Here is a 12,197-nt window from a genome sequence, read left to right on the forward strand (position 1 = left end):
ATCTGTCAATTTTTTGTGTACTGCTATCATCTTGCCGAAAAGATTCGGTGGGACTTGATAGCAAGCCTTTGGTGTCACTTCCGCCAGAGGGTTACAAGTTGGTTTGGAGCGACGAATTCAATGGCTCTAGTTTGGATACCACAAAGTGGTCTTACAGGGGCTTGGGTTTAAGAAGGCAGGCTTATAACGTGCGCGAGGCAGTGTTTATTGATACGATTCTTAACGAGTTGGTTATTAGTAACTTTATGCGTAACGATACGGCTTTTACCGGTATGATTGGGACGCAAAGAAAATTTCAACAGAAGTTTGGCTATTACGAATGCAGAGCTCGAGTCGATTCTATATCTATGGGACATTGGGCTGCATTTTGGTTACAATCCCCTGATATGGGTAGAACTCTTAATCCTGTAGTAGACGGGATGGAAATTGATATTATGGAATTTGTGAGAGGGGATCCTTACTATATAAACCATGCACTCCACTGGAATGGATATGGAGCGAATCAACAATCTAGGTCTGCAGAAACTAGATCAGACGTTAGACTAGATAATGGTCAATACCATGTCTATGCTTTAGAATGGACGCCTGAGTATTACCGGTTTTTCGTAGATAGTCGACTTGTTTGGGAGGTGAGCGAGCCTATTTCACATATGGATCAATATATAATTTTGAGTTGTGAGATCAGTGACAGAAATGCTTTTAAAAGAGATTTCGGATCTAGGCCGACCAATTTCGTTGTAGATTACGTAAGAGTATATGCTAAACAATAGTCAAGCAATTTCTGAGAAAGAAGATGTTTTTTTTTCTATTGTTGTACCAGTCTACAACGTAGAGAAATATATTATTAGTTGCTTGAACTCTATAAAAAAGCAATCCTACAAACATTTTGAAGCGATTATCGTAAATGATGGTTCTACCGACAACAGTCGGGAAATTCTTAAATCATTTTTTGAGACCGCTCCGTCAAATTTCACACTCATTGAGCAGGAGAATAAAGGACTAAGTGTGGCAAGAAACAACGGGTTTGCGAGATCTTCTGGACAATATATTCTGTTTCTGGATAGCGACGATACCATTGAAGAAGATACCTTATGCTCCTTAAATGAGATGTTAAATGGGAACGGTCATGTTGACTATATCAATTTTGCAAGATCTTACATTTACGAAGGGCAAGGCTCGGTGTCACGCTCTTTTGTTGATTTGCAATTTGAAGAAGATTATAAAATATTTGAAGGTGGTGAGATCTTGAAGCAACTTTTGAATTACAAAAACATAAGCACCTCCGCCATCGATAAATTATACAGTAGGAGTTTTTTAGAAAAATTTAGTCCAAATATTTTTGAGCCGGGAGTTAACTTTGAAGACCACATATTTTGTTTTGCTTCGGCCCAACATCTGAATCGTGTAATTAGCTCGAAGAAAAAGTTTTTGAATTATTTAATTCGAGGAGATTCAATCATGCGAACAGCGAGTGAACGTATGGTAAACGACTATATTATTATGATGGATTTCTTTTATCGACGACGAGATCACTATTTGAAAGATGACATCACCCCTGAAGAGGTCGATCAGCACTTGTTAATACAGATAATCTCTTTTTTTCGAGCGCTGCACGACATTAAAACATTGTCAGCCACTCAATACAAGCATTTGGTTTCTATTTTTAAAGAAAAATTGAGAAGTTATAATTTGTTTTTTGTGTTGGAAAAAAAGTATACGCTAAAACGGGGTATTGTTGCAGGTTACTGTCGCAGTTTTTTAAGTAATCAAAAAGTTTTCAATGACTTATTTTTTGGCATTGTAGATAACAAAGAATAAAAAACGGCATGTCTAAAATTTGCTTTTTAATACATAACTGGTCTCACACTGGAGGAACCGAACGCGTTTCTGCAAGTATTGCTAATGGATTATCAAAGCAAGGCTTTGATGTTCATCTATTGAGTATTTGGGGAGATGGGTCTCCTAGTTTTCCGCTAGTTGAAAATATTGTTGGATCCCAATTGGTAGACAGTGGTCAAGCAGGATTATTCCAAAAAATGGGTGTTTACTTAAAGGTGAGAAGATATGTTAAAAAACACGCGATTACTCACCTGATCATTGTGGAGAGTATGGTGGCATTAATTGGCTTACCGGCATTAGCATTGTCATCTTGTAAAACAATCGTATGGGAGCATTTTAATTATTCCATTGATCTTGGGCGAAAGACAAGGAGTTATGCGAGAAGTCTTGCAGCAATTATGGCAAATCATATTGTCGTACTAACTAACCGAGATCGTGATCTATGGGTACAACAGGGAAGTGTGCGTCCGTCAAAAATTAGTGTAGTTTCCAATCCTATTCCATTCGATAAGGTTCAAGAAAGTATTATAGATCGAACTGAGAATAAAACAATGATTGCTGTTGGTAGGCTTACCTACCAAAAAGGATTTGATCTTTTAATAGAATCTGCCACTCCATTACTACGTAAATATCCATCTTGGCGCCTATGGATAATTGGTAGCGGAGAGGATGAGCACTTGTTACGAAGTCAGATAGACCGTGCTGGCGTAGGCGAGCAAATTCAGCTTATTCCTAATACGTCTTCCATATCCGAGTACTATCGTCGGGCTTCTTTTCTGGTGATGAGCTCACGCTTCGAAGGATTACCGATGGTATTACTTGAAAGTTTAAGCTATGGTTTGCCAATTTTAAGTTTTGATTGCCTTACTGGACCCTCGGAAATTGTGGAGCATGGTGTAAATGGTTTTTTAGCAGAAGATGGTAACATTGTAGATTTGCGTACAAATATGGAACGATTAATCTCCGAAGAGCAACTTCTTGCTAGCATGGGGATGCAGGCGTTAAAGAAGAGTGAAAATTTTAGTATAGATAAGGTTCTCCAACAATGGCGGAAGATATTAGTTTAGATAAGAAAAATATTGTCTTCGTCATTACGGGGCTACGTATGGGTGGCGCCGAAATGCAATTGCTTTTGCTTTCAAAAACACTAGTAAATATTGGTTACCAGGTAACAGTGGCGGTCATGCGACCTGATGGCGTTTTAAAGTCATCTTTTTTAGAAGCTGGTGTGAAGGTGGTGGACCTGAATATCAGGGGTGTACTATCTTTATTTACGGGATGGCGTAAATTGAGGAATATCCTGGTGTCACAATCGCCGTTTGTTGTACATGCGCACATGATCCACGCCAATTTATTTACTAGGCTATTAAGGTTGACTACTAGGATGCAAAAATTGGTGTGTACGGCTCATAATATCTCAGAAGGAGGTCCATTTATAATGGGACTTTATAAGCTAACAGATCATCTTTCTGACATAGATACCAATGTGAGTGTCGAAGCTTTGGAAGAATATCTTCGCGCGGGATATTTTTCCGCCGACAAATCCAGGTTTGTCCCAAATGCTATTGATACTAAACGGTTTTTATATAGTCCGATTGTTAGAGATCGTATGCGTGTAAGCTTATCAATACCAGCATCTACATTTATCTTTTTAGCAGTCGGTCGCTTGCATGCGCAAAAGGATTACCCAAACATGCTTGAAGCGTTCAAAAAATTTCTGGATTCAGGAGGTGCTGGAAAGCTCCTGATCGTAGGGGAAGGAGTTGAATTGGAGTCTTTGCAATCTTTAGTGATGTATTATGATATTTCGACGCATGTTCAGTTCTTAGGAAGAAGATCAGACGTAGCGGATCTGATGAGTATGGCGGATACGTTTGTGCTTTCATCAGCTTTCGAAGGCTTTGGTCTGGTTGTGGCAGAAGCACTATCAAGTAGCTTGCCTGTGGTAGCCACGGACTGTGGGGGTGTAAAGGAAGTTATGGGGCGTAATGGAATTTTAGTTCCTCCAAAGAATGCTGAGCGCTTGTCAGACGGAATGCTAGCCTATTATAAACGTGGACAGATACGTGATTCTGAAGGAAGAGAGCATGTACGTCAACAATTCTCTATTGATCGAATTATACAGATTTGGTTGAACTTATATAAGAATGAAATTTAGAAAATTCTGGGTCGCCTATTTCGGCGTCAAAATTTTTTATTTGTTTTTTGCTTTCTTTGTCTACGGGAGAATCACTTCTTTAGGCGATACATCTACTTATCTAAATAGTGGCATCGTGCTGGCGCCTAATGTACTGTACTCCTCGACCGCTATGATGGTGTTTTTCGGAGGAATATTTAAGAAAGTTTTCTTTCTGGATGTTTTAGCGAGTATCCCCTTGATGTTGCTTTCCTTTTACGGGATCTATTATGCCGTAGAGCGACTGTCTCTATATAGATACCCAATCTTGTTATTTATTCTTCTAAGTTTGCCCAATTTTGCAGTTTGGACGAGTGTGCATTCTAAAGAAGCGGTAGGTTGCTTCTTTTCTGGAGTGATCGCGGTGATGATCGTTCGATTTTTAAATGGAAACTTCCGATTACACGCAATTTACTTTGTTGCGCTGTATTTGGGCATGTTATTCAAACCCCAATACTTTCTATTTATTTTACAAGTATTGGTTTATCTGCGTTTAGCAGGCTGGCTTAAGTTGGGCCCTGCTGCGGGCTTTACTTTCGGGGCTTTTATCGTTTTTTGTAATGTTTTTGCTATCTTCTTTTTACGAGATACAATAGATCTGCTTGCGCAAGGCATGTACATCCATTTTACATACGATGACCCCGATCTCGCTCAAAGTACGCGCTCCGCAGATGCATGGTTAGAACCATATGGTTTTTTTAGAGTAGCTCCTTATGGTATGTTTATCGCTTTCTGGGGGCCTACCTTCAGCGAGATGTTGGCTAAACCTGCTCAATTGATTGCTGGTTTGGAGAGCTTTTTCTTAGTGACACTTTTCCTTTTTCTATGTTATCGAAGGGTATTGCGTTTCGTTAAATTTGGCTTTTTTAATCCATATCTGTTTTTTACCCTTTTCATAATAATAATAGGCATCTTATTTGTTCATTACCCTTTTGGTTATCTTAATCCAGGGTCTGGTATTCGATATAGAGCTAATTTCTATCTATTGTTTTTATTACTACTATTCTACCTGTTTGATTTTTTAAGTGTAACAAATACAGTAAAAGTTAGTAAAGACTTGAAACTAAATATATAAATATGAAGAAGAAATTGCTTTTATGCTTAGTACTATTGTTTTCGTTGGGTTCAGCCTTTATTCTTAACGCTGCTCAGGTTAATGATAGTAAAGAACTGAATGAACTTATCACAAAAGCGTTGTCGGAAAATAAGACAATTGTGCTAGATCGTAACAGGACCTATCGTATTGATAAAGAGATTAAACCAATCCAGCTAAAACCAGGTCAGCAGTTTTCTATTGAAGGAAATGGTGCCAAAATAAATTTTGTGGCAAATACAGGCAATCGAGAGTCTTATCTTTTTCATATCTCTTCAAAGGATTATAATTCAACAGGGTCGGTGAGTATAACGAACTTACATATTGAAGGTGCAGAGAACCCCACGCAATTTGCTGTACGTGATTACAATAAATTGCGATTAGCTATCCCCCTGTTTACGGAACGTATATTCTCAGTCTCCATGAGCAATGTATCGATGAGGAAGATTTACGGAGCTGGTGTGCGTGTTAACGTATTTGGTCAGTTTTCAGCACGTAATTTAGACTTTAAAGAAGTAGGTGGGAAATGGTATACGAGTAACGACTATGATTCGTTCGGTGATGCTATATACTTAGGCTTCGCGCGTGGTGATTCACAGGCCATAATAGAAAATTGTCATCTAGAAGGATACAGCGCGACTCCATTTCAAGGTGGATTCGCACAAAACCTATCTCGCTCGGCCATTGTTACAGAGTACAATCAAAAGAATTTATTAAACTTATCTGTTAGCAATTGTAAACTGATCGGTTATCATAGATCTATCCACATGGAAGCAAGCAGAACGGCGCTTGATGTAAAAAACACGGAGTTTAACAGGTTCGGTTGCGGTGTGTTTGTCTACGGTTTTGAAGCTCGCGATATTAGTATAGAGAATTCTAAATTTATCGATAATGTAGATGCTTTTTTCGGAGGCGCTAAAGGCGTTGTAACTGGATTTGCTAATAACAATAAAGCGGTTGTAACCAATAGTGAGGTACGTTCAGATGCCTTTTGGCGAGAGAATGAAATGAACGTAACGTATAGATCTTCCCAATTTAAATTTAACACCTATTCGAGACCGAGTCGTGCGTCTAGATTTGAAAATTGTACTTTTCAAACACGAGCAAACCTAGGGGACGACTTTGGTAAAATGGATAACCAGTCAAGAACCAAGAAGGGGAATTCACTAGGTACATTTATTGAAGATTTGGTTAAAGCATTATTTGGCTAATGACTTTTATCCGGAAGTAGTTATCGATTTATTCACGAACACAATTAAATGAAAATACAGTTCATAATTACAGATTATGGTAGCTTTAATAACTTTTTAGGCGATGTTGCCGTGCAGCTGTCAAGGAACTCGCATGAAGTTCAGATAATATGTTCACCTGATCGCGTAATCAAGGTTGCTGATCGTTATGACTATGAGGCCGAAGGCATACATTTTACATTTGTAGACTTACCACGAGGTTTTAATCCTTTTAAGCACTGGAAAGTAAGCAGAATAATACATAAAAAGGTAGCCATTTTTCAACCAGACATTGTTTCTATTCACTTTACTACAGGTATATTTACGACAACGTTTCATAAAAGATTACCCTATAGAACTATTGGTACATTCCATGGATTAGGCTACCCAGTCGTAGAGGGACTTTTGAAGCGTATTATTTATAAGTATGTCGAGTCTCGGAGCTTAAGAAGAATAGATGAGGCATGGGTACTAAATAAATCAGATTACCAGCTGTTGAATCAGGATTTTCCAAATAACATTGTTCATCAGTTGCCCACCAAGGGGCTCGGATGTGATCTTAGACGTTTCGATCCAGATAAATTTACCGCGGTTGATAGATTAAAAATGCGCCAGCATTTGGAAATTAAAGAGTCTTCTTTTGTCCTTTGCTTTACAGGTAGATTTGTATTTTTTAAAGGTTTTGACAAAGTAGTCAGGGCGTTTAAAGAATTGATTGGTAGATCAGGTGATTTAGACCTTCATTTGATATTGATCGGGGGTCACGACAATGCGCATCCCACCGGCTTAAATGATGAAGAAGCCAGTTGGATGGCTGCGCATCCTAATATACATAATATTGGATTTTCCAGCGAGGTAGAGAAATACTTGAGTATAACAGATCTTTTTGTTTTTCCAAGTGAAAAGGAAGGTATGCCTGTATGTATTATTGAAGCTTTAGCTATGGGAGTGCCAGTCTTAACATCGGATTCTCGTGGCTGTCACGACTTGATAATACATGAGAGAAACGGATTGATCTCCGGATCAAATCCTACGCCTGAAATAATAGCCGCTGACATTGACCGATTTATACATAATACCGAATTACAACAGTCTATCAAGAAAAATATTTTGATACAACGCCCTACACTAGACCGTCAGACATTTATTGAACAACAGTTGAGATATTTTACTGGAAAAGAAAATCAAAGGGACATTACTATTGACAAAATATAGTAGTTCCCGCAAAATTTAGATATATTTGTTTTTCCCTTTTTTGACAAAATACCTGAATGTCTATACTTAGCAGATTCTTTAGTAAATCGTGTCATCAACTGATGATAATTTTATTTACTCTCTCCACTGTTCCGTATGTATACGGACAAGACCGTCTATTTGAAACGCAGGTGGTAAAAGTTAATCTATTACCGCTGGGTTTACGTAGTTATAATGTTGGTTATGAGACAACTTGGAGTGATCAGTGGTCTGTGTCCATAGCTTTTGGTCTTCGCCCCAAAAATTCATTCCCATTTCGAGAAGATATTGAAGGCTATTACTCAGATCAAGATATTAGCGTGCATCAAACGGAGCTGTCTCATTTGTCTGTTACGCCTGAATTACGCCGTTACTTAGGTACGGTAAGTGGGTTACGAGGGTTTTATATAGGTATGTTTTTGCAATATGCTCGTTTTGGATATAATGGTCGGATAGATTACGTTGGTGGATCTGCAGCTAATTCTTCCGAGTTTATGTTTAATGGTGGAATCAATACGTTTACCGCAGGAGCATCTGTAGGCAGGCAGTGGCGATTCGGGAAGTCAGTCTATCTCGATTGGCAAATTTTTGCTCCTAGCTTTGGTCTTAACAAAGGTTTAGTGACTGGGACAAGAATCGGGGGAAATCCATTGGATCATGTTGGTATAAGTGTTTTGGAAAATAAACCCAATGAATTTAACACACCATTAATTAACCTGGACGTGGATGCCAGACCCGACGAAGTACGAATGAATACGCGAGGGGCATGGGCAGGGCTGAGAACATGGCTAGCTTTAGGATATCGGTTCTAATCATTTACCTTTACCATTGTAAACATTTTGGAAATATTTATATGAAAATCACAGGGACAAAATTGTCAGGTTGTTATATCTTAGAAGCGAAAAAATTCGAAGATGAACGTGGGTTTTTTTTTGAAAGTTTTAATGTCAGAACATTTCAAGAATTGACAAAATCCGATACATGCTTTGTGCAAGACAATCAATCCTTCAGCAAGAAAGGTGTCGTTCGGGGCTTACATGCTCAAAAAGGCGATCACGCACAAGCTAAACTTGTTCGTGTGTTGGCAGGTACGGTATTGGATGTAGCGGTAGATATGAGAGAAAACTCTGCTACGTTTGGCGAACACGTAGCGGTTGAGCTTTCTTCGGACAATGGAAAACAATTGTTTGTGCCGCGCGGATTTTTACATGGATTTGCTGTTTTAAGCGACTCGGCAACCTTTTTCTATAAATGTGATAACTACTACCATAAAGATTCGGAATGGGGAATTAGGTTTGATGACTCAACATTGTGTATCGATTGGCAGCTGTCGTCTGATAGACTAATTGTTTCTGAAAAGGACCTCCTGTTACCGGCCTTTAAAGACATCTATAAAGGAGAATAAAAATCATTGAAAATGAAAATAGTCATAACCGGAGCCAATGGACAATTGGGTTCGGAATTATCCGAAGTATTAACAAACAACAATAAGTTTAGTGTATTCTTTTTAGATAGAGCGTCGTTATCCCTCAGCGATCTTTCACAGATTCCAGAGGTATTACAGACATATAATCCGGAGCTTATTATTCATACTGCCGCATATACAGCTGTCGATCTTGCAGAGTCTGATCAAGAGAATGCTAATATAATAAATCACTTAGCAAGTGCCCAGATTGCAAAATATTGTGCGAAAAACAATGTCAAACTGATTGCTATATCTACAGATTATGTGTTTGATGGCTCATCTACCTTACCTCTTTCAGAAGTAGCTGAGGTAGATCCGATAAATGTATATGGAAAGACTAAACTTGATGGAGAAAAGGCTATGCAAAAATATAACCCTTCCTCTATCATTGTCCGAACTTCTTGGGTATACTCTATTTATGGGAGTAACTTCGTTAAGACTATGCTTAGATTGATGGACGAAAGGGATGAAATATCCGTTGTAACCGACCAAATCGGTTCTCCTACTTATGCACGGGATCTTGCACAAGTAATTATCAAAATAGCGATTGCAGACGTATGGAAGCCGGGAATATATCACTATTCCAATGAAGGCAAGTGTTCTTGGTATGAGTTTGCATCGATGATTCGAGATTTAAGCAAATCGGTCTGTCGAATTCTTCCGGTGCATTCTAATGAATTTCCGACAGCGGCTAGGCGTCCTAACTACTCATTGTTGGACAAAACTAAAATAAAAGATACATTTGACATCGAAATACCGAATTGGGAAAGTAGTTTAGGTGATATGTTAGCTAAACAGAAGTCTCGGATGTTATCAAAAGATTAGAATATGAAAGGGATTATACTAGCGGGCGGGTCAGGAACTCGCCTTCATCCGCTTACGGTTGCGGTTTCTAAACAATTGTTACCTGTTTATGATAAACCCATGATTTACTATCCGTTATCAGTACTTATGCTCGCTGATATTAAAGAAATCCTGATTATATCAACACCGCACGATTTACCTAATTTTGAAAGGTTATTAGGCGATGGTTCACAATTTGGAATAGAACTTTCGTATGCAGTACAACCAAATCCTGACGGTTTAGCTCAAGCTTTTATAATTGGATCGGATTTTATAGGGAGTGATTCTGTATGTCTCATTTTGGGGGACAATATTTTTTATGGCGCCGGTTTGCAAAAATACCTTGCAGATGCTCGACAAAAAGTAGAGTCGTCAGAAAAGGCTGTTGTATTTGGCTATTATGTTGAAGATCCCGAGCGATATGGCGTAGCAGAATTTGACACTTCTGGTCAAGTGCTAAGCATTGAAGAGAAACCGACCAAACCAAAGTCTAATCATGCTGTTGTGGGATTGTATTTCTACCCAAACTCTGTGGTGGAAGAGGCTAAGATAACGCAACCTTCCGATAGGGGAGAACTCGAAATAACGTCGATTAACCAAGCATATTTGTCTAAAGATATATTACATCTTCAACCCTTGGGGAGAGGGTTTGCATGGCTCGATACAGGTACACATGAATCATTAAGTGAAGCTACAGAATTTATAAAAGCGATAGAAAAAAGAACTTCTTTAAAAGTAGCTTGTCTCGAAGAAATAGCGCTTAGTAAGAAGTATATATCCGCGGAGTCGCTTGCCAAAAGCATTGAGGGTTTGAAAGGCGAGTATTTTGCGTATGTTAGAAGATTGGTGTCTGATCGTGCCATAGAATAAGTAACGTGAAGTGTATGATTCTCATCAATAGGCATACTGTCGTAGAAAGTTATATTAATGATAAAAAAAATAACCTGTATTGGAGCTGGCTATGTTGGCGGTCCCACAATGTCTGTGATTGCACAGAAGAATCCGAATGTAGAAGTCACGGTTGTTGATTTGAATGAACATAGGATCGCGGCGTGGAATGATGCAGACCTTTCCAAACTTCCGGTTTACGAACCGGGTCTGGATGCCGTAGTGGGGGAAGCACGTGGTCGTAATTTGTTTTTTTCTACGGATGTAGACAAAGCCATCGATGAAGCGGATATGATCTTTATATCGGTAAATACGCCAACTAAAACCTATGGCAAAGGCAAAGGCCAAGCAGCGGATTTGAAGTTTATCGAGTTGTGCGCGCGGCAAATTGCAGCGGTGGCCAAGTCGGATAAAATAGTTGTAGAGAAGTCTACGCTTCCGGTGCGTACGGCTGAGGCTTTGAAAAGCATTTTGGATCATACGGGCAATGGGGTTAACTTTCATATTCTTTCCAATCCAGAGTTCTTGGCAGAAGGAACAGCGGTGACTGATTTGCATAATCCAGATCGAGTATTGATCGGAGGTGAAGATGCCGAAGCCATAGAAGCATTAGTAAAAGTATATGAAGCTTGGGTTCCAAGAGAGCGAATTTTAACGACCAACTTATGGTCTTCGGAGCTTTCTAAATTAGTGGCGAATGCCTTTTTGGCGCAACGTGTCTCCAGTATCAATGCCATTTCAGAATTGTGTGAGGTTACCGGTGCAAATGTAGATGAGGTGGCTCATGCAATAGGCAAAGACAGCCGTATAGGCAGCAAGTTTTTAAAGGCATCAGTAGGTTTTGGTGGCTCATGTTTTCAGAAAGATATACTGAATTTAGTCTATATTGCCCGTTCCTATCATCTAAACGAAGTGGCCGATTATTGGGAGCAAGTAATCTTGTTAAACGATCATCAGAAAACGCGTTTCGCGGAGCGGATTATCAAAACGATGTATAACACGGTAAATGGCAAGCAAATCGCATTCTTAGGTTGGGCATTTAAGAAAGACACTAACGATACGCGAGAATCTGCTGCTATCTACGTGGCGGATCATTTATTAGATGAAGAAGCCAGCATCATTGTATATGATCCAAAAGTTTCCGCAGAACAAATCTATCGTGATTTGGACTATTTAGGCACACGATCATCAGAGGAGAATCGTCGTTTAGTTACCGTGGTAGATACTCCGGAGGAAGCGTTGATAGGATCGCATGCAATAGCTGTATTAACGGAATGGGATGAGTTTAAGCAATATGACTGGGCTAAAATCAAAGAAGGCATGAAACGTCCCTCTTTCGTTTTCGATGGCAGGAAATTACTGAACGGGGCAGAATTGGAAGAATTGGGGTTTTCGTACTACGCGATAGGAGAATAAATCAGATTATAGGGT

Annotated in this window: 12 protein-coding genes; all 12 read left to right on the forward strand. The window is 39.2% G+C overall.

Going from position 1 to position 12,197, the window contains the following annotated elements:
• Nucleotides 1-47 precede the first annotated feature (47 nt).
• The 12 genes from M8998_RS11805 to M8998_RS11860 all read left to right on the forward strand — a co-directional run bounded on the left by M8998_RS11805 (nucleotide 48) and on the right by M8998_RS11860 (nucleotide 12,182).
• Complete coding sequence (locus M8998_RS11805; RefSeq protein ID WP_249993071.1) at nucleotides 48-770, forward strand: glycoside hydrolase family 16 protein; 723 nt, start codon at nucleotides 48-50, stop codon at nucleotides 768-770.
• The gene (locus M8998_RS11810; protein ID WP_249993073.1) at nucleotides 757-1,818 is read left to right on the forward strand and encodes a glycosyltransferase; all 1,062 of its coding nucleotides are present in this window, start codon (nucleotides 757-759) and stop codon (nucleotides 1,816-1,818) included. The genes M8998_RS11805 and M8998_RS11810 overlap by 14 nt, the downstream gene beginning before the upstream one ends.
• Nucleotides 1,819-1,826: 8 nt before the next feature.
• Nucleotides 1,827-2,906 carry a glycosyltransferase family 4 protein gene (locus M8998_RS11815; RefSeq protein ID WP_249993075.1) on the forward strand — a complete coding sequence of 360 codons (1,080 nt, stop codon included), beginning with the start codon at nucleotides 1,827-1,829 and terminating at the stop codon, nucleotides 2,904-2,906.
• Nucleotides 2,885-3,997, forward strand: coding sequence for a glycosyltransferase (locus M8998_RS11820; RefSeq protein WP_249993077.1), 1,113 nt, complete (start codon nucleotides 2,885-2,887; stop codon nucleotides 3,995-3,997). The genes M8998_RS11815 and M8998_RS11820 overlap by 22 nt, the downstream gene beginning before the upstream one ends.
• A complete protein-coding gene (locus M8998_RS11825; RefSeq protein WP_249993079.1) occupies nucleotides 3,987-5,090 on the forward strand; it encodes a hypothetical protein in 1,104 nt (367 codons plus the stop codon). The genes M8998_RS11820 and M8998_RS11825 overlap by 11 nt, the downstream gene beginning before the upstream one ends.
• 2 nt (nucleotides 5,091-5,092) lie before the next feature.
• Nucleotides 5,093-6,319, forward strand: coding sequence for a hypothetical protein (locus M8998_RS11830; RefSeq protein ID WP_249993081.1), 1,227 nt, complete (start codon nucleotides 5,093-5,095; stop codon nucleotides 6,317-6,319).
• A gap of 48 nt (nucleotides 6,320-6,367) precedes the next feature.
• Nucleotides 6,368-7,552 (forward strand): glycosyltransferase, encoded by a 1,185-nt coding sequence (locus M8998_RS11835; protein ID WP_249993083.1) that lies wholly within the window; start codon nucleotides 6,368-6,370, stop codon nucleotides 7,550-7,552.
• 101 nt (nucleotides 7,553-7,653) lie between these two features.
• Complete coding sequence (locus tag M8998_RS11840; RefSeq protein ID WP_249993085.1) at nucleotides 7,654-8,382, forward strand: DUF3575 domain-containing protein; 729 nt, start codon at nucleotides 7,654-7,656, stop codon at nucleotides 8,380-8,382.
• A gap of 41 nt (nucleotides 8,383-8,423) precedes the next feature.
• Nucleotides 8,424-8,975: a dTDP-4-dehydrorhamnose 3,5-epimerase gene (gene rfbC, locus M8998_RS11845; RefSeq protein ID WP_249993087.1), complete on the forward strand. Its 552-nt coding sequence runs from the start codon at nucleotides 8,424-8,426 to the stop codon at nucleotides 8,973-8,975.
• Between the two features lie 12 nt (nucleotides 8,976-8,987).
• Nucleotides 8,988-9,860, forward strand: coding sequence for a dTDP-4-dehydrorhamnose reductase (rfbD, locus tag M8998_RS11850; protein ID WP_249993088.1), 873 nt, complete (start codon nucleotides 8,988-8,990; stop codon nucleotides 9,858-9,860).
• Nucleotides 9,861-9,863: 3 nt separating this feature from the next.
• Nucleotides 9,864-10,748: a glucose-1-phosphate thymidylyltransferase RfbA gene (gene rfbA, locus M8998_RS11855; protein ID WP_249993090.1), complete on the forward strand. Its 885-nt coding sequence runs from the start codon at nucleotides 9,864-9,866 to the stop codon at nucleotides 10,746-10,748.
• Between the two features lie 57 nt (nucleotides 10,749-10,805).
• Nucleotides 10,806-12,182, forward strand: a complete 1,377-nt coding sequence (locus M8998_RS11860; RefSeq protein ID WP_249993092.1) for a nucleotide sugar dehydrogenase — start codon at nucleotides 10,806-10,808, stop codon at nucleotides 12,180-12,182.
• Nucleotides 12,183-12,197 lie beyond the last annotated feature (15 nt).

This window comes from Sphingobacterium sp. lm-10 (assembly GCF_023554555.1).
Lineage (GTDB): Bacteria > Bacteroidota > Bacteroidia > Sphingobacteriales > Sphingobacteriaceae > Sphingobacterium.

Excerpts from the sequence above, each read along its gene's own strand:
- M8998_RS11810 (WP_249993073.1), top strand. The coding sequence starts at position 757 with ATGCTAAACAATAGTCAAGCAATTTCTGAGAAAGAAGATGTTTTTTTT.
- M8998_RS11815 (WP_249993075.1), top strand. The coding sequence starts at position 1,827 with ATGTCTAAAATTTGCTTTTTAATACATAACTGGTCTCACACTGGAGGA.
- M8998_RS11820 (WP_249993077.1), top strand. The coding sequence starts at position 2,885 with ATGGCGGAAGATATTAGTTTAGATAAGAAAAATATTGTCTTCGTCATT.
- M8998_RS11825 (WP_249993079.1), top strand. The coding sequence starts at position 3,987 with ATGAAATTTAGAAAATTCTGGGTCGCCTATTTCGGCGTCAAAATTTTT.
- M8998_RS11830 (WP_249993081.1), top strand. The coding sequence starts at position 5,093 with ATGAAGAAGAAATTGCTTTTATGCTTAGTACTATTGTTTTCGTTGGGT.
- M8998_RS11835 (WP_249993083.1), top strand. The coding sequence starts at position 6,368 with ATGAAAATACAGTTCATAATTACAGATTATGGTAGCTTTAATAACTTT.
- M8998_RS11840 (WP_249993085.1), top strand. The coding sequence starts at position 7,654 with ATGATAATTTTATTTACTCTCTCCACTGTTCCGTATGTATACGGACAA.
- rfbC (WP_249993087.1), top strand. The coding sequence starts at position 8,424 with ATGAAAATCACAGGGACAAAATTGTCAGGTTGTTATATCTTAGAAGCG.
- rfbD (WP_249993088.1), top strand. The coding sequence starts at position 8,988 with ATGAAAATAGTCATAACCGGAGCCAATGGACAATTGGGTTCGGAATTA.
- rfbA (WP_249993090.1), top strand. The coding sequence starts at position 9,864 with ATGAAAGGGATTATACTAGCGGGCGGGTCAGGAACTCGCCTTCATCCG.
- M8998_RS11860 (WP_249993092.1), top strand. The coding sequence starts at position 10,806 with ATGATAAAAAAAATAACCTGTATTGGAGCTGGCTATGTTGGCGGTCCC.